The sequence below is a fragment of the Halalkalibacter flavus genome (assembly GCF_036663575.1).
Lineage (GTDB): Bacteria > Bacillota > Bacilli > Bacillales > Bacillaceae_D > Halalkalibacter > Halalkalibacter flavus.
Genome location: NZ_JAWRVK010000007.1, coordinates 13,818 through 35,802 on the forward strand (window position 1 = coordinate 13,818; position 21,985 = coordinate 35,802).

General features: G+C 36.3%; 21 protein-coding genes. 5 read left to right on the forward strand and 16 right to left on the reverse strand.

Annotated features, from left to right (window positions below):
• Positions 1 to 218: 218 nt before the first annotated feature.
• The 4 genes from SAY88_RS06470 to SAY88_RS06485 all read right to left on the reverse strand — a co-directional run bounded on the left by SAY88_RS06470 (position 219) and on the right by SAY88_RS06485 (position 4,072).
• Positions 219 to 746, reverse strand: a complete 528-nt coding sequence (locus SAY88_RS06470; RefSeq protein ID WP_332630328.1) for a DUF4309 domain-containing protein — start codon at positions 744 to 746, stop codon at positions 219 to 221.
• Positions 747 to 908: 162 nt separating this feature from the next.
• Positions 909 to 2,408 (reverse strand): glycine betaine uptake BCCT transporter, encoded by a 1,500-nt coding sequence (locus SAY88_RS06475; RefSeq protein WP_332630330.1) that lies wholly within the window; start codon positions 2,406 to 2,408, stop codon positions 909 to 911.
• Positions 2,409 to 2,509: 101 nt separating this feature from the next.
• Positions 2,510 to 3,640, reverse strand: coding sequence for a mechanosensitive ion channel family protein (locus SAY88_RS06480; RefSeq protein ID WP_332630331.1), 1,131 nt, complete (start codon positions 3,638 to 3,640; stop codon positions 2,510 to 2,512).
• Positions 3,641 to 3,832: 192 nt separating this feature from the next.
• A complete protein-coding gene (locus tag SAY88_RS06485) occupies positions 3,833 to 4,072 on the reverse strand; it encodes a YtxH domain-containing protein (RefSeq protein WP_332630332.1) in 240 nt (79 codons plus the stop codon).
• A gap of 169 nt (positions 4,073 to 4,241) precedes the next feature.
• Here SAY88_RS06485 and SAY88_RS06490 point away from each other — a divergent pair, with 169 nt between their 5' ends.
• Positions 4,242 to 4,385: a hypothetical protein gene (locus tag SAY88_RS06490; RefSeq protein ID WP_250095204.1), complete on the forward strand. Its 144-nt coding sequence runs from the start codon at positions 4,242 to 4,244 to the stop codon at positions 4,383 to 4,385.
• Between the two features lie 174 nt (positions 4,386 to 4,559).
• Here SAY88_RS06490 and SAY88_RS06495 read toward each other — a convergent pair whose 3' ends face one another.
• The 6 genes from SAY88_RS06495 to ku form a co-directional block, all read right to left on the reverse strand.
• Positions 4,560 to 4,802: a YozQ family protein gene (locus tag SAY88_RS06495; RefSeq protein WP_332630334.1), complete on the reverse strand. Its 243-nt coding sequence runs from the start codon at positions 4,800 to 4,802 to the stop codon at positions 4,560 to 4,562.
• A 92-nt stretch (positions 4,803 to 4,894) separates the two neighbouring features.
• Positions 4,895 to 5,038 (reverse strand): hypothetical protein, encoded by a 144-nt coding sequence (locus SAY88_RS06500; RefSeq protein WP_332630336.1) that lies wholly within the window; start codon positions 5,036 to 5,038, stop codon positions 4,895 to 4,897.
• A 77-nt stretch (positions 5,039 to 5,115) separates the two neighbouring features.
• A complete protein-coding gene (locus SAY88_RS06505; RefSeq protein ID WP_332630337.1) occupies positions 5,116 to 6,705 on the reverse strand; it encodes a response regulator in 1,590 nt (529 codons plus the stop codon).
• A 12-nt stretch (positions 6,706 to 6,717) separates the two neighbouring features.
• On the reverse strand, positions 6,718 to 7,584 hold the full coding sequence (locus SAY88_RS06510) for a CheR family methyltransferase (RefSeq protein WP_332630338.1): 867 nt from the start codon (positions 7,582 to 7,584) through the stop codon (positions 6,718 to 6,720).
• A 23-nt stretch (positions 7,585 to 7,607) separates the two neighbouring features.
• Entirely contained in the window at positions 7,608 to 10,331 is a 2,724-nt protein-coding gene (locus SAY88_RS06515; RefSeq protein ID WP_332630340.1) for an ATP-binding protein, read from the reverse strand.
• Positions 10,332 to 10,573: 242 nt separating this feature from the next.
• The gene (gene ku / locus SAY88_RS06520; RefSeq protein ID WP_332630341.1) at positions 10,574 to 11,440 is read right to left on the reverse strand and encodes a non-homologous end joining protein Ku; all 867 of its coding nucleotides are present in this window, start codon (positions 11,438 to 11,440) and stop codon (positions 10,574 to 10,576) included.
• 112 nt (positions 11,441 to 11,552) lie between these two features.
• Between ku and SAY88_RS06525 the strand changes: the two genes are divergently transcribed.
• Positions 11,553 to 13,391 carry a DNA ligase D gene (locus tag SAY88_RS06525; protein ID WP_332630342.1) on the forward strand — a complete coding sequence of 613 codons (1,839 nt, stop codon included), beginning with the start codon at positions 11,553 to 11,555 and terminating at the stop codon, positions 13,389 to 13,391.
• A gap of 97 nt (positions 13,392 to 13,488) precedes the next feature.
• Here SAY88_RS06525 and SAY88_RS06530 read toward each other — a convergent pair whose 3' ends face one another.
• Complete coding sequence (locus SAY88_RS06530; protein ID WP_332630344.1) at positions 13,489 to 14,163, reverse strand: NAD(P)H-dependent oxidoreductase; 675 nt, start codon at positions 14,161 to 14,163, stop codon at positions 13,489 to 13,491.
• Between the two features lie 245 nt (positions 14,164 to 14,408).
• On the opposite strand from SAY88_RS06530, the gene SAY88_RS06535 reads away from it, so the two are divergent.
• The 3 genes from SAY88_RS06535 (at position 14,409) to SAY88_RS06545 (ending at position 16,959) form a co-directional block, all read left to right on the forward strand.
• On the forward strand, positions 14,409 to 14,561 hold the full coding sequence (locus SAY88_RS06535; protein ID WP_332630346.1) for a YjcZ family sporulation protein: 153 nt from the start codon (positions 14,409 to 14,411) through the stop codon (positions 14,559 to 14,561).
• A gap of 276 nt (positions 14,562 to 14,837) precedes the next feature.
• Positions 14,838 to 15,746, forward strand: a complete 909-nt coding sequence (locus tag SAY88_RS06540) for a PucR family transcriptional regulator (RefSeq protein ID WP_332630348.1) — start codon at positions 14,838 to 14,840, stop codon at positions 15,744 to 15,746.
• Positions 15,747 to 15,858: 112 nt separating this feature from the next.
• Positions 15,859 to 16,959: an ABC transporter ATP-binding protein gene (locus tag SAY88_RS06545; RefSeq protein WP_332630350.1), complete on the forward strand. Its 1,101-nt coding sequence runs from the start codon at positions 15,859 to 15,861 to the stop codon at positions 16,957 to 16,959.
• A gap of 59 nt (positions 16,960 to 17,018) precedes the next feature.
• Here the strand turns inward: SAY88_RS06545 and SAY88_RS06550 are convergent, their stop codons facing one another.
• The 5 genes from SAY88_RS06550 to SAY88_RS06570 form a co-directional block, all read right to left on the reverse strand.
• Positions 17,019 to 17,987, reverse strand: a complete 969-nt coding sequence (locus SAY88_RS06550) for an ROK family glucokinase (RefSeq protein WP_332630352.1) — start codon at positions 17,985 to 17,987, stop codon at positions 17,019 to 17,021.
• 148 nt (positions 17,988 to 18,135) lie between these two features.
• Positions 18,136 to 19,104 (reverse strand): sugar phosphate isomerase/epimerase family protein, encoded by a 969-nt coding sequence (locus SAY88_RS06555; protein ID WP_250095191.1) that lies wholly within the window; start codon positions 19,102 to 19,104, stop codon positions 18,136 to 18,138.
• Positions 19,101 to 20,159, reverse strand: coding sequence for a Gfo/Idh/MocA family protein (locus tag SAY88_RS06560; protein ID WP_332630355.1), 1,059 nt, complete (start codon positions 20,157 to 20,159; stop codon positions 19,101 to 19,103). Before SAY88_RS06560 ends, SAY88_RS06555 begins: the two co-directional genes overlap by 4 nt.
• A 15-nt stretch (positions 20,160 to 20,174) precedes the next feature.
• A complete protein-coding gene (locus SAY88_RS06565) occupies positions 20,175 to 21,200 on the reverse strand; it encodes a Gfo/Idh/MocA family protein (protein WP_332630356.1) in 1,026 nt (341 codons plus the stop codon).
• Positions 21,201 to 21,231: 31 nt separating this feature from the next.
• On the reverse strand, positions 21,232 to 21,945 hold the full coding sequence (locus SAY88_RS06570) for a ThuA domain-containing protein (protein ID WP_332630517.1): 714 nt from the start codon (positions 21,943 to 21,945) through the stop codon (positions 21,232 to 21,234).
• Between the last annotated feature and the right edge of the window lie 40 nt (positions 21,946 to 21,985).

A 21,985-nucleotide genomic window follows, 5' to 3' on the forward strand; every position in this document is an offset into this window, starting at 1 on the left:
CTCTTGCTTCGTTTTCTGCCTCACTAATTTTCTCCCCCTCTTCTTCTCGAACTGTATTAATACAGTATTTATATTACGGTATTATCATATAACAGAGATATTGTTTCTGCAACCATTTTTTTCTTTTTTTCTGAATTTTCTATGCCCAATAACAAAGGAGCTCCAATTTGGTCTCTTTTGGACCTTGGAACTCCTTCGCTAAACGAACACTTTTTTCTTTAGTGTTTGTTTGCTTTTCTTAGCCAAGCATATGTTAAAATGTCTTTTTCTGATTTTGCTTCAAAAACTAATTCATAATTCTTTAATTTATATACAAACATCCAATACCCATGCATTTCATTCAACTCACTTTGATCAGGGGTGCCTAGCTGTTTTCTCATTTCCTCACTTGTAAGTTGATGTTCTTCAACATTTATTGCAATAGCCACACCTTTGTTCGTATGTGGGTCGAAAAAATAGGTTGCTTGCTCATATTCCCAATAAACACCTCCTTCATGATGTCCTTGCGCTCTAGGTTCACCTAATCGTTCCATCACCTTATCCATGCTATGCTCTATATTAGCCTGAATAGGTGAGAAAATACCATTATACCCTTGCTCTATCCACTTAAAAGAAAGAAATGAATCATTACTACTCATGACGGGTAAAGAGAACTGATCCTGATTTTTTTCAGTTAAATATTCACCCGAAACTTGTCCGCACCCTACTAATAACAACACTAAAATGATAGATAATACACTCTTCAAATCGCTCACCTCTTAATAAATCCGAATAATAAAAGCTTTGACGAACATGAAGAAAATTAACCTTATCATTATATGTAATTTATAACTCATCATGACAACATAAAAAAAGATGACACAACCTTCCTGTATGATATACAAGATGGCTAGTCATCCAACTCTCTGTTACCGTTCTTTCCTCGCTTTCTTAAAGCCCCTAACTTCGGTTTTAAAAATTTTAAAAATACCAACACTCATAACTAACAGAACGATGGTTAATGGGAAAGCACTAACTATAATCGCTGTTTGAAGTGCTTGCAAGCCACCAGATGCCATTAACACTATAGCAGAGGCAGACAGGATTAAGCCCCAAGAAATCTTTATAAAATTAGATGGGTCCATATCTCCTTCCGTCGTTTGCATTCCTAAAACAAATGTCGCTGAATCTGCAGAAGTAATGAAAAACGTTGTAATCAGCAAAACCGTAATAACTGATAAGACACTACCTAAAGGGAGATGATCATAAACAAAAAATAGACCCGTTTCTAAACTTTGTCCAGCTACATCAATTCCCTGTAATAAGTCCAAGTTTATCCCGGTTCCACCAAACACGCAAAACCAGAATGCGCAGACAAGAGTCGGGACGACTAGCACAGCGATTGTAAATTCTCTAATCGTACGTCCTTTTGATACCCTAGCAATAAACATTCCCACAAATGGGGACCATGAAATCCACCATGCCCAGTAAAAGATTGTCCAACCTTGTGTCCATTCAGCTCTCTCCTCATCAAACGGAAAGATTCGCAAACCCATTTGAGGCAAATTTTGAATGTATTCACCTAATGTATGTGTAAATAAATTAAACAAAAACAATGTAGGTCCTAAGATTACCATTGCAATTAACAATAGTGTAGCTAAAACCATGTTCGTATTACTTAAATATTTGATTCCACGCTTGATTCCCGTACTCGCAGAAAGGATAAATAATACAGTAATGATCAATATAATGATTAGTTGTACCGTAAAGTTAACAGGGATTCCTACCAAATATCCTAATCCGGCATTAATTTGTTGAGCTCCTAGCCCAAGTGAAGCACACACACCAAAGATCGTAGCAAATACGGCAATTATATCGATCGTGTATCCAAGCGGACCATTAACACGATCTCCAAAAACAGGATGCAATGTTGAGCTCATTAAACCAGGTGCACCTTTACGAAATTTAAAATAAGCAAGCGCTAAGGCCACAACAGCATAGATAGCCCAAGCATGAAAGCCCCAATGCAAATACGTATATCTAAGAGCAAGAAGAGCCGATGCTTCTGTACTTCCTTCACCAGTGGGAGGAGCAGCATAATGGGAAACAGGCTCAGACACTCCATAAAATAAAAGACCAATCCCCATACCCGCACTAAATAACATCGCAAACCAAGTTGCTCTATTGAAATCTGGTTTATCTGTATCTTTTCCAAGCTTGATCTTTCCGTATTTACTAAAGATTAAAATTAGTGAAAAAATCAAAAAGAATGTAGCCGCTAAGTTATAAAACCAGCCAAATGCACTTAAGAAAAAATCTTGCGCAATACCCATAATGTCCCCGAGCTGCTCTGGAAATAAAGCTCCCCAAATAACAAAAACGAGAGCAATAACAACCGATATCTTATAAGTAATGGTTAAATTCTTCACGCTTTTTATCTCCTGCCTTTCCTACTGCCATCTCTCTTAATTAGCTTGCGACAAATTCAACATAATTATTTATTGGAAGGCGAGGCATACCAAAAGAGAGCTCAGCTTTTGCTTGAGCTCTCTTTCATCATCAATTCTTCAATATTTTCTTGACGATTTTTTTCCATATAAATGCTTCTGCTTGGGAATGCAACTGATACATTTTCTTCATCCAATATTTTTAAAATCTCAAAATTAATTTCTTCTTTAATTCTAAACCATTCAACCCATACAATTGTCTTGGTAAAAAAGTAAATATAAATATCCAAACTAGAACTACTAAATTCGTTAAACCGAACCATAATTAAATCTTGGTCAATTTCATCATGCGATCTTAGAAAGGATTCAATTCGTCTCGCGCAAGTTTGAAGCTTCTCTTTTGGAGTTGAGTACGTTACACCAACTGTAAACGCAATCCGTCGCTTCCCCATCTCTGACCAGTTCGTTATAGGTTCATTTGCTAAAGTAGAATTCGGAATGGTAACAATTGAATCAGAGAACGTCCGAATTTGTGTACTTCTGAAGCTAATATCTTGGACTGTCCCTTCAACCGAAGGGGTTTGAATCCAATCTCCTTTAGAAAATGGCTTCTCAGTGATAATAATAACTCCACCGAAAAAGTTCCCTATTGTATCTTGAGCAGCTAAAGCAAAAGCTAGTCCACCAAGACCCAATCCAGCTATAAAACCACTAATTTCATATCCCCACTCACTTGCAACAACAACGATAACTAAAGCAATGACAGCAAAGCGCAAAATTTTAGATACAAAAGGAACAAACATACTTTGCTCATCTAAGTCAATATTACGGGCAAGTTTAATAATTGCCATTGAGTATTCAGATGTATAATTGAACAGTCCCCAACCAATTATCATAATAATGATCGAACGATATAGATGTTCGACAAATTCAATTGTTGTAAAATGAAAGGGCAAATACACAAGGGCTAAATATGTACCTATTACAATCCATAATGCCCGAATCGGCTTTTCAAACGAGATAAGGAGATTTGAAAAGAACTCAGTTGGCGTTTTCTTTAGCATCATTAGAATAAGTTTGAAAATATATTTTGTAAATAATTTTCTAAATAACAAAAACACTGAAAATATAGCAATTGCTATCCCAATATCTGTCCATTCTAAACGATTTAATGAATGGACAAAAGCATTCCATTTCCAATTATCGATCTCCATTAAAATCCCACCTTTGCACATAGTATTTTATCATAGGTAGGTCAAAATGGTATAGAAAACACCATTGTAATACACTCTTACTTTTCTGTATTTTCAAAAAAATTAAAAGCAAGGTGTATCAAAGGCCCTTGCGTTTGACCTTTTGATACAACCCCAATTGTGAAACACTATCTAAAATAACTTAATATTATCTTATTCCTTCTTTTCTGTAGCAGCTGTTCTTGCATCTACAACATCACCAAAATTTGCCCACTCTTTGCCCATTTCCACTAAAGTTTCCGATAAAGGTTGATTCAATTGATTACTCATTTCTTTTCGAAGCTCTCGCCCACGTTCACTACTCATGAACATAACTCCTGCTGCTCCTATAGCACCACCAACAATTGAACTTACGATATAACTTGACGTGGATGGTTTTGACTTTTTAAACATATAATCTAATCCCTCCCATTTATCGTCTCATCTTTACTTTTACACAAACTACAATTGTTATACAAACCAACTAATCAGATTTAACGATTGTTGCTTCTGTAAGGCGTACAAATATTCAGTCCCTTATGTGGTACACTTATAAATACATTCACAAAAGGAGTAGATTTATATGAGCTTAAAATCATCGATCTATAAAATGCTCAGAATTTGGAATGATATTGATGCCGTTAGAAAAGGCAAGGTTGGAAAGAGAATAGGAAGACGTGTAGTTGGACGCACTTCTGGAAAAGCGATAAGAAAATTATTTAAATAATTTTCTTTTTATGTTTTGGGTGCCGGTGAAGATACTTTCTTTTTAGGCACCCTATCTTCATCTAAAAAAAATCATGTCTAGCAAAACCTAAAACCAGTATCAGGTGCATGTGGGACTGCAATGTAAAAAGGAGGTGTCTAGGTTCCACCTCTAAGACACCTCCAGCTTTATTATTTACTTTTCTTTAAACACATCTTTTTGATAACCCTCTTTTGAAAGATCTAAATCTTGTCCCTCATAATTATCAATTTGACCATCAATCGTGCCTTCAACATAAGCATCACTTACTTGCTCATGCGTTGCCGCTAATCCTTGTTCAACTTCCTCTGTACTTTTATAATCGGAAGGTTGATATGAATTCTCTGCGACGTCACCTGATGACTTTACTGAATTTTTATCCTTCTGATTAGCCAACATAACCCCCTCCTTCTCCGTTAGTATTTGTCAACGATGATAAAATATAATGAGAAAAATTGGGACCTGTATGCAACCAATCGAATCTTTCATTTTTACAATGTTCCTTTATTCATCTTGCTATTATTTGCTTTATTTATCAACCATTTCATGAAGCGTCTTTCTTTTTCATCTGTTTTTCTAGTTAAGTTTTTTTCAACAGAGCGCCTTAAACTTGGATATTTAACATCTCCATTCATTAGCACATACCTCCTGCAATGGTGTTTTATATTCCCATACCCTGTTTGCACTTTATGTAAACGTAAATTTTGATTTTTTAAGAAAGTCTATTTGTAACTTGCGGTGTCTCTATTGATGTCTGCTGAAAAGAAATAATAAAAGAAGTTCCTTTTTCACTTGTTTTCACGTCTATATTGGCACAATGACGTGAGGCAATACTATAACAAATAGCTAAGCCTAGTCCTGTCCCTTCATCTTTTGTCGTAAAAAAAGGTGTACCGATATTTTCCAATACCTCCTTCTTAATTCCAGGACCAGTGTCTGCAATTTCTAGAATAACGTTTTCATTACTTATGTATGTCTTTAATGTCAATGTCCCGTTTGCTTCCATTGCCTCTAAACCATTTAACCCTATATTTAAAATTAACTGTCTAATTTCTTTTTCATCTAAATAAAGCAATGGACATTCTGTTAGTTCTAATAAAACCACTTTGTTATTCATCAGTGCTTCTGCTCTTAGTAAAGGATGCAATGTCTTTACAATTTCATTTAAGTCTTTTTTCTTTCGATTATTTGCTTTATCTTTTGCTAACGTCAGAAACTCTGTAATGATTCCGTTTGCCCGGTGCAGCTCATCAATCATCAAATTAATGTATTCCTCTGGCTGTGGATGATGACTCTGATTTTTGGCTAACTGAAGAAAACCTAGTACGGTCGTCATCGGATTACGTATTTCATGAGCAATTCCTGCTGCCATTTCTCCTACTAGATTTAATCGATCTAAGCGGGAAACCTCTTTTTCTAAATCGACCAGTTCTGTTATATCTGTAATAGTGCTGATGATACAAGGCTCACCATTGATTGTTGCTGTTTCTGTTGAAAGCAATCCTTCTCGCCTTGCTCCCTGTTTTGTCACATATGTAATTTCTTTATTATATATACCTACTTGTAAATCTTTCGGGCTTGTCCCCGTAACATTTTGCTCCCTAGTATCCGAATGAATGGCTAGTACGTCATTAGTTAATGCAGCAAGCTCCTCGAAGTGATACCCAGAAAACTGAATCCAACTTTGATTTACATCAACATATCGTTGATCAGCTAATGAACGAATGGCCATTAAATTAGGACTAAGTTGAAATATCTTTTGGAATCGTTCGTGAGACACCTTAAGTTCCTCATTCGCTTTTAGCAATTCCTTTGTTTTTTCAATAACAATATTTTCAAGGTTATTTTGCTTTTCTTGCAATTCTGCAGACTGTTTTTCTAATTGAGAATTCTTTTCCTCAATTTCTTGTTGTTTTCGAAAAATTTGCACAAATGCTTCGACTTTGCTTCGCAGAATAATCGGATTAAATGGTTTGAATATGTAATCAATAGCTCCGGTTAAGTAACCCGTTGAAACATGTTCATTCGCTTTACTTAATGCGGTTATAAATATGATCGGAATATGGCATGAACTTTTTCTTTGTTTAATGATTTCTGCCGTCTCAAATCCATTTAAACCTGGCATTTGAACGTCTAATAGAATTACCGCAAAATCATATTGTAATACTTTCTTTAAAGCTTCTTCCCCTGACTTTGCGCTTACTAATAAATAGTGTTTAGAGTCTAACACAGCCTCTAAAGCCATGAGGTTTTCTAGTCGATCATCAACCATTAGTATTGCAACCTTTTCGTGAGCAGACATAACGTTACCTCTCTAATTTACTTCTGATTTTTTAATATATATTTTCTCAGCAGAATTTACTTCTTCGTATAATTCTGCTGAACGGTACATGCTAATCGACTCTTTAGAGCCAAGACCTAAATAACCATTTTCACTTAAACTATCATAAAAGAGAGAATACACTCGATTAGTTAGTTTCTTATTAAAATAAATAAGTACGTTTCTACAAACAATCATGTGAAACTCATTAAAGGAATAATCAGTTACTAGATTATGGTGAGCAAAGACAATATTTTCAATAAGGAAAGAATGAAACACTACCTCATTATCACACACAGAATAGTATTCCGAGAATTCCTTCTTTCCTCCTGCTTGATGGTAATTCTTCGTGTATAACTTCATGTGTTCAAGTGATACCTTGCCAAGCTTTGCCTTCTCAATAATTTCCTCATCCATATCGGTAGCATAAATCTTTGTTTTTTCAAGAAGCCCTTCTTCAAACAAAACAATAGCCATAGAATATACTTCTTCTCCTGATGAACAACCTGCATGCCAAATACGAATATAAGGTAAGTTTCGTAAAACCGGTACAATTTCTGTACGAAATGTTTTAAAGAAACTTGGATCCCGAAACATTTCTGTTACATTAATAGAGAAATCACGTAACAATTGTTTCATCAATTCAGGTTGATACAACACTTTTGCCTGAAATTCTGAAATGGTCTTAACATCCTCAATTTTAGCACGGTACCATATCCTTCTTTTAATAGATGAATAGGCATAATTTCGAAAATCATATCCGTACGTTTGATAAATTCCTTCAAGTAATAATTCAATTTCTGTTCTCTCTATCTCATTCAGTCGTTCCTCATGAGTTTGGATTAAAGACGAATCAATCATCGGCACTCACCATCTCTTCTAAACTACTTATGGAGCCAAACCTTCATTAGCGAAAGAAGTTGTTCCATGTTTACAGGTTTGCTAATATAATCTGAAGCCCCTGCTTTAATGCATTTATCTCGGTCATTCTTCATTGCTTTTGCAGTTAATGCTAAAATAGGCAACTGGGACCATTTTTCATTTTTACGAATCTCTTGCATCGCTTCATATCCATTCATCTCAGGCATCATGATATCCATTAAGACGATATCAACTTCCTCATATTCTGACAAGGCCTCGATAGCGTCAATTCCATTTTCAGCAAAAATGACATTCATATTGTGCATTTCTAAAGCTGCAGTGAGCGAAAAAACATTCCGCATATCATCGTCAACAATAAGAACCGTTTTATTTTGTAACTGTTCTTTTGTCATATCCTGTCCCTGTTCCTTTTCCACCGTAAGCATATCATCTGATTCCTCAATAGCTTCATCTACTATGACGGTCTCTTCCTCGATTGTCCCTGCCACTTCATCAATAATCGTTTCATTCAGCTCAGGTTGTTGGTGATAATCAGGTAGGTACAAAGTAAAAATACTACCTTCACCTTCTGTGCTTTCTACTTCAATATAACCACCTAACAACTCTGAAAGCTCTCTGCTTATTGATAATCCGAGTCCTGTACCGCCATATTTACGAGTAATCGTACCATCCTCTTGATAGAACGCCTCAAATATGCTTTGCTGCTTATTGGGATCAATTCCAATCCCTGTATCACAAACCGAAAAGGCAACTTTTACCCCATCTGCTTCCTTCCCTTTTTTAAAATGAAGCTCTACTTTGCCATCGCTAGTAAATTTGAAAGCATTCGATAATAAATTTTTAAGTATTTGTTTTAACCTTTGGTCATCTGTAAAGAGAATCGCTGGAGTATTCGGTTCAATTACGATGTTGAAATCTATACCTTTTTGAGTAGAAATTGGTGCGAACTGTCTCTGAACAAATGCTTTGACGTCACTAATTAACACTTCCTCTGGGAACACATCGATTTTGCCGGATTCAATCTTAGACAAATCTAATATATCATTGATCAAATCTAGCAAATCTTGTCCTGATGAATAAATCGTTAATGCATGTTCTACCTGCTTATTTGTTAAATTACCATTTACATTTTCCGCTAGCATTTGTGATAAAATCAACATGCTATTTAAAGGCGTTCTGAGCTCATGCGACATATTTGCTAAAAACTCTGACTTATACCTTGACCCGAGTTTAATATTTCGATTTTTTTCTTCTAAATCCTTTTTAGTCAATTCAAGCTCCTGCTTTTTCTCATCGGATTGTTTAAATTGTTCGTGCAATTGTTCATTAATTAAGCGAAGCTCTTCTTGCTGTTGTTGAAGCTCCTCTGATTGAGTTTGCAACTCTTCTGATTGATTTTGTGATTCAGTAAGCAGCTCCTCAATCTTCATATGATCTAATATCCGTTCAATGCTCGATCCAGATGATTGACTTAGCTGCTCAAGAATTCTGACTTCAGATTGAGTAAACGGCTCAAATTTAGCTAATTCTAAAACACCAACAACCTCTTGATCAAATTCAATAGGTAAAAGAATAAGAGAAGTTGGGGCAGCTTCTCCTAAACCAGATGTTGTCGACACATACCCGTTCGGAAGATGATCAAAAATCATCAGTTTCTTATCAGCGGCACATTGTCCGACTAACCCTTGGCCTAAGTGTATTTTTCCCTTGCCAATAGTACTACCATCCGAAGCGTATGAGGAAATTTTCGATAACGTATTTCCTTCCCTTCTTACATAAATAACTCCATAAGTAGCTCTTACAAATTGTGCAATATTCGTCATAAAGACTGTACCAAACTCATTTAAGTCTTTGATACCTTGAAACTTCATTGCAATTTCGGCGTATCTTGATTTAATCCAGTTCTCTTCTTTTAACGATTCTGCAATTTCCTTTTCTTGCTTTGTTACGATTTCCAGAGAATCTGCCATATTGTTATAGGCAATGGCTATTTCGCCGATTTCATCTTTTGACTTCACTTCAATTCGAGGGAGCCTATCTAAAGGATGACTCCTTACACTCGTTATTACTTTGCGTACACTGTTAATGCTAGAAGATATATTTTTAACAATCGAATATGTAATAGTCGCAACAACTCCTAACGAAATAATTGTTAGGATAACTAAATATGTAATCGCACTACGGTAATCAGCTTCTGAATCAGTTAGTCTATCTATCAGAAGTAGCTGTTCTTGTTCTGCAAATAAGTCGACTTCTTCTATCATACCTCTGCGTAATTGTTCATTTTCGTTTATTAAATAATTTGTTGCCACTATATAATCATCAGTTGAAACCAAAGATAAAACCGTTTGAACCATATCATTATAATCATTTCTAGTTTGGTAGATAGACATAATCGAAGACCGTTCTTCTTCATTTAATGAACTTATTTGTTGGAGGGAATCTAATATCGTTACTTGATTATCTAAAGCTTCATTAATAATCGTGATCTTTTCTGTTACTTCAGCATTTGAGTCCATTAGCAAGAGCTCTCTCATTTCCCTGGCTATCGTATTTGTTTCATAGTTTAGCTTTTGTGCTAGTACAATCTTTTGATGGTCTTCTGTCACAATTTTACGCATGCTCGTATTTTGTTCAGTTAACGTGTAGAAAACGGTCGTACTCAAGATAATAATAATCCCAAGTATTGAGCCCAACCCAATGATAAGCTTTGTAATTAATTTCATCGTTTTAACAACCTACTCCTGACTTTTTTTGATCATACCTAATAGTTTACTATATAAAACATAGTAGTTCTATAGAAAATAGGAGCTTTACTTCTGCCACAACGTTGTTCTAGAACTTCTAAAAAAGGAGTCACTAATAAAGATAAACACGAGAGACCACTGAAAAAAAGGTGAAAACCGTACCCTTTTCAGTGGTCTCTAACATGATCTCTTTAAATGACTTCCCTAATTCTCTTTTTCGCTTAGGCATTCTTTCTTGCGCTTGTTGCTGGTTCAACTGCTTTTTTCTTGGCTGGTGCTTTCTTCTTTCTTGTTGTTGGCTTCTTCGTTTTTGTTTTATCAAGAGAAGCTTGAAGAGCAGACATTAAATCTGTAACATTCGATGCGGCGGCGGCTGGTTCTTTTTCTATCGCTGTAACCGTTTCCTTCCCTGATTTCTTTTCTTCAATTAATTCCATTAGTGCTGTTCGATACTCATCTTTATATTTTTCAGGTTCAAATGATGTTGTTAATTGCTCAACAAGCATAAGTGCTGTATCAAGTTCCTTTTGTTCAACTAATTGTTCTGAAGGTACATTCGGAACATCTTGTACATTACGCACTTCATCAGGGAAATGGATCGTTTCCATTAAAAGAGTATCTTTATATACACGTACAACAGCTAATTGCTCCTTTGATCTGATGATGATTTTTGCGATCCCTATCTTTCCTGATTCTGTTAATGCCTTGCGTAACAATGAATATGCTTTTCCCCCACCATTATCAGGGGCAATGAAATAGCTTTTTTCAAAATAAATTGGATCAATCTCTTCTAGTTTCACAAAGTCAATAATCTCAACTGCCTTATCTTCATTTTCCTTTTTTAACTTTTCAAGTTCCTCATCATCTAATACAACAAATTTGTTTTTTGCATATTCATATGCTTTAACAATATCCTCATTCTTCACTTTTTTATCACAACCTGGACACACCTTTTGATAGCTGATAGGGGTATGACACTCTTTGTGTATTTGTCGCAATTTAATATCTTTATTCTCTGTTGCAGTGTGAAGTTTAATCGGAATATTAACAAGACCAAAACTAATACTGCCTTTCCAAACTGTATGCATGACAACCACCTACTTTTTCTTTTAATATGCAAGTTTTTGCCTACAATTATGTATGGTTGTCTAACATTTGTTACAGCTTAAATAGTAACTAGATAACAAAGTAGGTGACATTATGAAACCAATGTTATTATCCCCTGCAACCGATATTCCTACAGGCGAAGAATGGATTTATGAAACGAAGTATGATGGATTTCGCTGTTTATTGTATTGGGATGAAGAAATCCCTAAGTTAATAAGTAGGAATGGAAAAGAATTAAACCTTCATTTCCCCGAAATTATTAAGTATTGTGAGGAAATTTATCCTTTACTTAAAGATTTTATACCACTCACTTTTGACGGAGAACTTGTGAATTTAAGAAATGATTTACAGAGTCATTTTTCTACGGTTCAAGTTCGAGGACGAATGAAAAATCAATCAAATATCACAAAACACGTTAAAGAGTTTCCATGTCACTTTATCGTTTTTGACATTATGAGACTAAAGGGCGAACTGCTTATTAACCGAACTCTAAAAAAAAGAAAAGAAATATTAGAAGGTTTTTTTACTAAAAAACGGTTACCTACTTCTGTTGATTATAGAAACAGTAGCCGACTGCAATTAATCGATGTTTTCACTGAAGAAGGCTATTTGTGGAATAAAATTGTTTCCAACAATGGAGAAGGAGTCGTTGCCAAACGAACAACAAGTCAGTGGGAAAGCGAAAAGCGAACCTCCAACTGGCTTAAAATAAAGAACTATCGTTTTGTTTCCGTTATATTAACGAAACTCGATAAAAGCAACGGTTATTTTCACGGTTCTATCTATCAAGGAACTGACCTTATAGAGGTTGTTATTTTTAGGCATGGTCTGACAGAAGATGAAGAAAAAACATTATTTGCTTTTTTTGAAAACAACGGGACAAAACGAGGACTAAATATATGGGAGCTACCACCATCTATTTGCGTTGACATTGCTTGTATTGACTTTGACGGGAAGCAATTGCGTGAACCGCGTTTCCATGCTTTTAATCTTAATCAGGAACCTCCAGAATGCACTTGGCACAATATGCAGCGACAGCTCCATCCTATTCCTGATAATATTACAATCACTAATCCAGATAAACCAATTTGGTCAACGATTGACGTATCAAAAGATGAATACTTACTTTACTTACAAAAAGCAGCACCTTACTTGCTCCCATTTTTACGTGAGCGTCTTCTTACCGTTATTAGATATCCACATGGAGCAACGGGTGAAAGCTTTTATCAAAAGCATTGTCCGGACTATGCACCTGACTTTATTAAGACCGAACAGGTTGAAGATATTAATTATATCGTCTGTAATGATATCGAAACTCTCCTTTGGTTAGGGAATCAACTCGCTCTTGAACTTCATATCCCCTTTCAAACACGATATACAGACAAACCAACAGAAATTGTATTTGACCTAGATCCTCCATCAGTTAACGAGTTTTCTTTAGCCATCATTGCAGCAAAGCAAATGAAAGCGATCTTTGACCAATTTACTATAACTTCCTTTGTTAAAACATCTGGAGGGAAGGGATTGCAAGTATATATTCCATTGCCAAAAAATCGCTTCACATATCACGAGACTAGGATTTTCACGCAATTCATTTGCCAGTTTTTATGTGAGCAGCAACCCGATTTATTTACGACGGAACGATTGAAGAAAAACAGAAACAATAAACTATACCTTGATTACATCCAACATGATGAAGGCAAAACCATTGTCGCACCTTATTCCCCTCGCGGGAGCGAAAAAGGACTCATCGCTACTCCATTAGACTGGGATGAAGTAAATGACTCATTAACCCCGAAGACTTTTACACTACCAGCAGTGATTAAACGATTAGAAAAACAAAAAGACCCTTTCTCTTCTTTCCGTGAAGTTGATAATGAGGAAGCTTTCACAGCTATTCTTACGCAATTGAAAGAATTAATTAAGGGGTGAACCAAAAGATTTTGACCTTTTGATTCACCCCCACTCCTGTTTTTTGAGACACCCTATATTCAATTAGTAGTAGTTCTCAAATACTTTAATACATACCTTATTTAATCCATGTAACAATGTCATTTAATTCTTTTCTAGTCTTTGGTCTTGGCTCATCCTTTCTATATCCAAAGGCAGCCATAACCGAGACGTCGAAATGACCATCTTCTAGCAAGCCTTGATCTTTTAGAAACTCATGAACAAGCTTATAATTAAAGCCTTCAATTGGACAAGAATCAATTCCGATTTGCGCAGCAGCAGTTAACATATTCCCTAACACAATATACGTTTGTTTACATGACCAATCAAAGATAGTACGTTCACTTTCCAAAATCCCAAAATTTTCTTGGAAATTCTGATAGCGCGCCGGAATCTCCTTAACTACCTCTTCAGGAGCATTTTTCACAGATCTAAAATGATCCGTAATATAATTAGAGTCATACCTGACATCTTTACTTGTACGAGCTAAAATAATAACAAAATGACTAGCTGTCGGTAATTGACCACCAGCTCCCCAAGCGATTTCTCTTAACTTTTCTCTCATCTCTTTATTTTGCACGACGACAAACTTCCAAGGTTCAAGTCCAATGGAACTTGGAGATAGTCTTCCTGTTTCTAATATGAATTGAAAGTCATCCTCGGAAATAACTTTATCCGGATCGAATACTTTTGTTGCGTGTCTAAACTGAAACGCATCTAAAATCTGCTTTTTTATCTTGTCTTTTTCTAACATATCATTTCTCTCCTATTTTTTATTGTGCGGTAGAGTTTTCCAAAAAAGAGTATCATACATAGAAAGTTCAAACAAATGAAAGGAACTAAAAATACTAGCAAAACTATTTTAAGAAGCCACTGAAAAAGGGAAAACCACCCTTTTTACGTTAAGCAATAATATTTATTAAATTCCACTCTTACCTAGCTCTAAAGTTAGTACAAATGCATAGTGTGTAGTAACCCTCCTGAAAGGTGGTGTGAGTTATGGGTTACTATAGTCCATGGTACGGCGGATATGGCGGGTACAGTGGATATTGTTGTCCCCCAACACCCCGCCCAGGATTTGGCTTTGGCTTCGCACTAATTGTAGTGCTGGTCATATTGCTTATTATCCTAGGTGTAAGTTGGTGTAAGTAATTTTTTTCAAAGCCAAAATATAAAGGCTGATTTTGAGAACGGCACTGAATTAAGGTTAATTGGGAGGCACTGAAAAAGGTACGGTTTTTACCTTTTCAGTGGTCTCTTAATTTTTATTTTTTAGTGCCTAACTATAGAAAAGCGCTTTTTCATTTGAATATATCTATATCATTTCTTTCTTCTCACTTATAGTGGAATGCTTATGTTATCTTTATATTGTTCTGTAAGATTGTTATACTTATTTCAAGTTAAACCTTGAAAGGAATTTGATCATTCATGTTAGACAAGCTTAAAGCTCATTTTGGAGATATCTTCATCGTCGGTCATGATCACATTACATACGATGACAACTTTTATTGGTTCAAAACACCCGATAACGTAACGATTGGTTTTCCAATAGACCTTATGCATGAAAAAGAACTTGACCTATTAAATATTTTCCTAACTCCTATACCGAAACAAAAAGAATTTTCCCCTAGAACTCCTGAAGAGGAATATTGGTCATCCATACTATTTAAAGGAAGTGAAGCCAAACCAGAACGTCATAACGGTGAAACGTTCCGCTTTATATACTTTCAATTAAAAGATGAACTTCAAGAGCGGGAAGCATTTACAGAGGCCATAAGAAATATGTTTCCTTCAAAAACAATCATTCTATGGGAAAACGAATCATCAGGAGTGATCATTGATCTCGATCCAAAAATGACAGATACAATTGAGAATTTATTTGAATCTATTGTTGATAACATCATCAGTGACTTTTTTTTAGAGATCGTGATGTATATAGGAATTAGCAATGTAACAATAGCTGAGGCAAATACTCGCTTTTATTGGGAACAATCTAATTTCCAAACGATTAAACAGCTTTACAAAAAAAGGGTATATAAAGGAGAAGAAGTACTTCCTTTCATGCTTATTGGAGAAGCTCGTCCTGACACTTTAGTCAAGATTAGAGAGCAGACATTAAAACAAGTTATAGAGGATCCTGATTTAATTCAAACTATCAAAGTCTATTTGGATTGCAATATGAATGTCTCTCTCGCTGCTAAAAAACTATATTTACATCGAAATACATTACAATATCGGGTTGATAAATTCATTGAAAAAACCGGAATTGATATTCGACATTTTCGAAGCGCTGTTTCCATCTATCTTTCACTATTAATAGAAAAAAACATCCATTAATGCATTGTGCACAAAAGCAATGCATTCTTTTTTATGCACTTTTACCGTATACGAAAACGGTTACAAACGTTACACTTTATCTATATTAAAGATATTCAAAGGAGAGATTGACATGGGTGAAATTAGATTAGATAACGTTTACAAGATTTATGATGGGGATGTAACTGCTGTTACTGATTTCAATTTGCATATTCAAGATAAAGAGTTTGTCGTATTCGTCGGACCATCAGGTTGTGGTAAATCTACAACGTTACGTATGATTGCTGGACTTGAGGATATCTCTAAAGGGGACCTATATATCGGCGATCGTCGCGTAAATGATGTAGCTCCAAAAGACCGTGATATCGCAATGGTATTCCAAAACTACGCTCTTTACCCTCATATGAATGTATATGATAATATGGCGTTTGGTTTAAAACTACGTAAATTTAAAAAGGAGGAAATTGATAGAAGAGTAAAAGATGCAGCTAAAATTCTAGGCTTAACAGAAATGCTAGATCGTAAGCCAAAAGCAATGTCCGGTGGTCAGCGTCAACGTGTTGCTTTAGGACGAGCAATTGTCCGTGACCCTCAAGTATTCTTAATGGATGAGCCGTTATCAAACTTAGATGCTAAGCTTCGTGTACAAATGCGTGCCGAAATCACGAAATTACACAAACGCCTACAAACAACAACAATTTATGTAACACATGACCAAACTGAAGCGATGACAATGGCGTCTCGAATCGTTATTATGAAAGACGGAATCATTCAGCAAGTTGGTACACCAAAAGAAGTATATGACAATCCAGATAATGTCTTTGTTGGTGGATTTATCGGATCTCCGGCAATGAACTTCTTCAAGGGTTCACTTACTGCTGATGGTTTCTTTAAAATGGGAGACGTACAAGTAAAAGTTCCTGAAGGGAAGTTAAAAACGTTAAAAGAAAGAAACTATATTAATAAAGAAGTAATCCTTGGAGTTCGTCCTGAGGACATCCATGATGAACTTCTATTCCTAGAATCATCTCCTGAGTCAAAGTTGACAGCAACTGTTGATGTATCTGAGTTATTAGGTGCGGAATCATACCTTTATTCTAAAGTTGATGGTCAAGACTTTATCGCTCGTATCGATGCTCGTTCTGATGTAAAGATGGGACAAAAAGTTGATCTAGCATTCGATATGAACAAAGTACATTTCTTTGATATTGAAAGTGAATTAAGAATTAAATAAAATAAATACATCAAATCCCCTTAACGAAATGTTAAGGGGATTTATGTCTATTATATTACTTATGTTAATTTCGTTTTTGCTAACCAAGCTCCACCTATTACACCTGCATCATTTCCAAGTGTTGCAATCGTCAACTCGGCACCTTCTAACACTTTTGGAAACGCAAAACGTGAGAATTGTTCTTTAATTGGTGCTAATAACGTTTCTCCAGCCCTTGATACCCCTCCTCCAATGACAATCTTCTCTGGGTTAAGACCGTTTGCTAAATTAGCTAAAGCAAGTCCTAGATATAAAGTGACTTGTTCCATTACTCGCTTTGCAATTTCATCATTTTCTTTTGCAGCATCCAGAACGAGTTTAGCCGTTACTGTTTTATGTTCTTCGTAATAATCTCTAAGTTGACTAGATGTATCCGTTTCTTGTAATGCTTCTATTGCTAGACGAACAATACCTGTAGCAGAAGCAATCGTTTCTAGACAGCCATCTTTTCCACAGTTACAACGGGCGCCACCTTCGATAATCGATGTAATATGCCCAATCTCTCCTCCAGCTCCGTTCATTCCATGAACGATTTTCCCATTAGAGATGATACCTCCTCCAACTCCTGTTCCTAATGTAACAAAGATTAAATCATTCGCACCTTCTCCAGCACCTGTCCACATTTCTCCTAAAGCTGCAAGATTTGCATCATTGTCAACAACAACTGGTAAGCCACTCTCCTTCTCCAGAAGGTTTTTAAGTGGGAAGTCCTTCCACCCTAAATTTACAGCTACTTCAATTGCTCCAGTCGCAAAGTTAACCGGCCCAGGCGCACCGATTCCTATCCCTGCCAAATTACTTTTCGATTGGTTTAACTCTACTAATTTTTCCTCAATCGACCTTGCTATATCGCTAGGAATTTGTTGTCCATTTTGATTCGTATCTGTATCATTTTCCCATTTTGAAACAATTTCTCCATCCTGATTTAAGAACGCCATTTTAATTGTCGTACCACCAATATCTACACCAACAAGCCATTTATTTTCCACATGTACCCATCCTTATTTTAATTTTTTGTTATGTAAACGAATACTATTATCCTATCACATAACGATGAATTTTTAGATAACTCTTTAATCAATTATTTTAATTGGCAAAAGGACACCGTTCCGGTATCCTTTTGCCTATAAATTAAGTTTACACCCACCACATATCAGATGGCTTTTCTTCAATTACGACTGAGTTAAGGTTTTTAACCGCTCTTGCAAATCCTTCTTCAATTGACATAATTGGATCTTCGTGCTCAATACTTACTACATAATCATAGCCATACGTTCTAAGGGCACTTATCATATCTGACCACTCTTGAACACTATGACCACAACCAACAGATCTAAACGTCCAAGCTCTCGTTTGGACTTCTCCGTATGGCTGCATATCGATTAGTCCATACATATTAACATTATCCTGATCAATATATGTGTCTTTTGCATGAAAGTGATGAATAGCATTTTCTTTCCCTAAAATTTTGATAGCGGCAACAGGATCGATTCCTTGCCACCATAAATGACTTGGATCAAGGTTTGCTCCAATCGCATCACATGTTTCTTCTCTTAACTTTAATAACGTGTATGGAGTATGAACTAAAAAGCCGCCATGAAGCTCTAACCCAATCTTTACATTATGATCCTTCGCAAACTGCCCCCATTCCTTCCAATAAGGAATGAGTTTTTCTTCCCATTGCCACTTTAAAATATCGCCATATTCATTTGGCCAAGGAGTGACAGGCCAGTTTGGATACTTTGCTCCATCATGATCTCCAGCCGTACCAGAGAAACAGTTAACAACAGGCACTCCCATTAAGCTAGCTAGCTTAATTGTTTTTACCAAAGCCTCATGTGATTCCTTTGCAAAAGCCTCATCTGGAGAAATTGGATTCCCATGGCAACTGAACGCACTAATCTCTAAACCGCGTGACGTTACCTTCTCCATATATTCTTTACGTAACTCTTCACTTTCTAGAAGGTTATCTATATCACAATGAGCGTTTCCAGGATAGCCCCCCGTGCCAATTTCTACAGCTTTTACTCCAGCATCCTTGACATAATCTAGCATTTCTTCAAATTTCTTTTGAGAAAACAATACAGTAAATACGCCTACTTTCATACAAAGTCCTCCCTATTTTCTATCTTTACACTTTGACCTGTTTCATTGCTCTTGTATATTGCGTCTATAATTTGAGACACTTGCATCGCTTCCTCTGGCTTTACAATAAGCTCATCCATACCTAAACACGTGTCTACGAAATTTCTTACTTGTACGAGTCCTGGATTGTCTTCGCCTGAAATCCAGTTTGGTTGACTATTTAGGAGCATCCCATGTTTGGCCTGATTAAGTTCAAACGGAAACAAGTCAATGCCCCCTTGTATACCTGAAATACTAACACTTTCTACATCTTCTTTAATATTTGCTGCCCATGATGTTTCAAATAACATGGATGCACCATTTTCAAATGTAATAAAGGCTGTAACATGATCATCTACATCAAATGTTTCATGATCAAAGCTTCCCCACTCATTCACTTGATTAGGCATCTTACTAAGATGGTTATAGGCTTTCCCCATCACCTGTACTGGCTTCGGATTGCCTAGCAGCCAAAGCGACAAATCTAAAAAGTGACAGCCCCAGTCTATCAAACTCCCGCCACCCTGGAGTTCTTTATTTGTAAATACACCCCAGCCCGGAACCTTTCGCCTTCTTAACGCTTGTGCTCTTGCTACAATCGGTTCACCAATTTCCTGCTCTAAGATGACCTTTTTTGCAGCCTGTGATTCTTTCATAAAGCGATAGTGATAACCAATAGAAAGAACTTTTCCTGACTCATTTGCTGCTTCAATCATAGAAGTGCATTCATCCGTACTCATAGCCATTGGCTTTTCACAAAGGACATGAACACCTGCTTCAAGTGCTGCAATGGTAATTTCGGCATGAAACTTATTTGGCGTACAAATGGTAACAGCATCTACTTCACTAAAAAGGTCCCAGTAGTCAGTATAGACTTTAGGAATGCCAAACTTTTCAGCAGCTGCTTTTGCCGTATCAAGATTCACATCACAAGCAGCTTCTATTGAGACTCTGTCTGAAATAAGTTGATAGGCAGGGATATGACGATCCTGAGCAATTCCACCTGCTCCAATGATTCCCATTCTAAGTTTTTGCATAACATGCTCCCTCAATTACAAGCTAGTAATTCGTTTCGTTTCATTTGACTCTAACGCTGATAACACCACTTGAAGTGATTTCATCCCTTCTTCACCTGAGACAGGAACGTCCGTGTCTTGTAAGATCGCACTCACAAACTGATCAATTACTTGTGTATTGTTTTGACCACCAGCTTCGTTTGTTTGAATACCGCCTAGCTCATACTTTACGACTTCACCATTTTTATATTGAACGATTAGAGAGTTAACAGGATCATCTTCTAAACGCAAAATCGCTTTTTCCCCATAAATGATCGTTGAGTTGTCTTCTTTCGCTACATAAGACCAACTTGCTGCTAATGTACCGATAATTCCACTTTCCGTTTTTAACACACATACAGCTGTATCATCGACATCTGCGTTTTGCTTTGCGCTTGTTTCAATAAATGCGCCTACTTCTACAAATTCTTCTCCAAGAACAAAACGTAACAAATCGGTTTTATGAACACCGAGGTCACCCATGGCACCTATAAATGCTTCTTCCTTTTTAAAGAACCAGCTCTCACTTCCATCTGCACTCCAGCCTTCAGGACCACCATGGCCAAATGCTGTACGGAAGCTATAAATCTTCCCTACTTCACCTGACCCAATTAATTGTCTTGCCTTTTGATGTGAAGGAACAAAACGTTGGTTATGGGCAATCATTAATTTTTTATTATTTTCTTCTGAAGCTTCAATCATTTTTTCCGCATCTTCACGTGAAGTCGCCATTGGCTTTTCACAAAGAACATGCTTTCCTGCTTTCAACGCAGCAATTGAGATAGGAGCATGTAAGTAGTTTGGTGTACAAACACTTATTGCATCGACATCTGGATTTGAAAGTAACTCTTCGTAATTTGTATAAGCCTTAGCACTATAAACTTTTGCTAATTCATGGACTCGATCTTCTACGATGTCACAAACAGCTACAATTTCTACCTCAGAATTATTTGCATACTCCGGTAAATGACGATGCTTTGCAATACTTCCACAACCAATAACCCCAACTTTTAATTTACTCATGTACAATTCCCCCTATTGATTAAATTATTAATTAAATATTTTCTAACGGTTTTGCATTTCCGTAAACTGGCATGTTTCGAACTGTTGGCTTAGCCCACTTAACAGCATTCTTGATAACTTTTTGTATTTCTTCGTTATGGTACGTTGGATACGTCTCATGTCCAGGACGGAAGTAGAAGATCTTCCCTTTCCCTCTTTGATACGTACAACCGCTTCTAAATACTTCTCCACCACTAAACCAACTCATCATAATCAATTGATCTGGGGCTGGAATATCGAAATGCTCTCCATACATTTCTTCTTCTTCTAGTTCAATGAACTCACCGATGCCCTCTACAATAGGGTGACTTGGGTCTATAATCCATAAACGTTCTTTATCATTTGCTTCACGCCATTTCAAATCACAAGTCGTTCCCATTAATGTCTTAAAAATTTTCGAGAAATGTCCTGAATGAAGGACGATAAGCCCCATCCCTTCAAGCACTCTCTGTTTTACTTTTTCAACAATCACATCATCAACTTCATTATGAGCCAAATGTCCCCACCAGATTAAGACGTCGGTTGAGTTGAGTACTTCCTCTGTCAAGCCATGCTCTGGGTCATCAAGTGTTGCTGTTTTCACTTGCACTTGATCTTCCTTTAAGAAATTTGCAATAGCACCATGAATGCCTTCAGGATAAATGTCGCGCACGACTGGGTTCTTTTGTTCATGACGATTTTCATTCCATACTGTTACGTTTACCATCATATTTCCTCCTCTGATTCTTACCTGATTTATCATTTAA

Excerpts from the sequence above, each read along its gene's own strand:
- SAY88_RS06555 (WP_250095191.1), bottom strand. The coding sequence starts at position 19,104 with ATGAAAGTAGGCGTATTTACTGTATTGTTTTCTCAAAAGAAATTTGAA.
- SAY88_RS06535 (WP_332630346.1), top strand. The coding sequence starts at position 14,409 with ATGGGTTACTATAGTCCATGGTACGGCGGATATGGCGGGTACAGTGGA.
- SAY88_RS06490 (WP_250095204.1), top strand. The coding sequence starts at position 4,242 with ATGAGCTTAAAATCATCGATCTATAAAATGCTCAGAATTTGGAATGAT.
- SAY88_RS06480 (WP_332630331.1), bottom strand. The coding sequence starts at position 3,640 with ATGGAGATCGATAATTGGAAATGGAATGCTTTTGTCCATTCATTAAAT.
- SAY88_RS06515 (WP_332630340.1), bottom strand. The coding sequence starts at position 10,331 with ATGAAATTAATTACAAAGCTTATCATTGGGTTGGGCTCAATACTTGGG.
- SAY88_RS06495 (WP_332630334.1), bottom strand. The coding sequence starts at position 4,802 with ATGTTGGCTAATCAGAAGGATAAAAATTCAGTAAAGTCATCAGGTGAC.
- SAY88_RS06530 (WP_332630344.1), bottom strand. The coding sequence starts at position 14,163 with ATGTTAGAAAAAGACAAGATAAAAAAGCAGATTTTAGATGCGTTTCAG.
- SAY88_RS06560 (WP_332630355.1), bottom strand. The coding sequence starts at position 20,159 with ATGCAAAAACTTAGAATGGGAATCATTGGAGCAGGTGGAATTGCTCAG.
- SAY88_RS06525 (WP_332630342.1), top strand. The coding sequence starts at position 11,553 with ATGAAACCAATGTTATTATCCCCTGCAACCGATATTCCTACAGGCGAA.
- SAY88_RS06565 (WP_332630356.1), bottom strand. The coding sequence starts at position 21,200 with ATGAGTAAATTAAAAGTTGGGGTTATTGGTTGTGGAAGTATTGCAAAG.
- SAY88_RS06485 (WP_332630332.1), bottom strand. The coding sequence starts at position 4,072 with ATGTTTAAAAAGTCAAAACCATCCACGTCAAGTTATATCGTAAGTTCA.
- SAY88_RS06540 (WP_332630348.1), top strand. The coding sequence starts at position 14,838 with ATGTTAGACAAGCTTAAAGCTCATTTTGGAGATATCTTCATCGTCGGT.
- SAY88_RS06500 (WP_332630336.1), bottom strand. The coding sequence starts at position 5,038 with ATGAATGGAGATGTTAAATATCCAAGTTTAAGGCGCTCTGTTGAAAAA.
- SAY88_RS06510 (WP_332630338.1), bottom strand. The coding sequence starts at position 7,584 with ATGATTGATTCGTCTTTAATCCAAACTCATGAGGAACGACTGAATGAG.
- SAY88_RS06505 (WP_332630337.1), bottom strand. The coding sequence starts at position 6,705 with ATGTCTGCTCACGAAAAGGTTGCAATACTAATGGTTGATGATCGACTA.
- SAY88_RS06545 (WP_332630350.1), top strand. The coding sequence starts at position 15,859 with ATGGGTGAAATTAGATTAGATAACGTTTACAAGATTTATGATGGGGAT.
- SAY88_RS06570 (WP_332630517.1), bottom strand. The coding sequence starts at position 21,945 with ATGGTAAACGTAACAGTATGGAATGAAAATCGTCATGAACAAAAGAAC.
- ku (WP_332630341.1), bottom strand. The coding sequence starts at position 11,440 with ATGCATACAGTTTGGAAAGGCAGTATTAGTTTTGGTCTTGTTAATATT.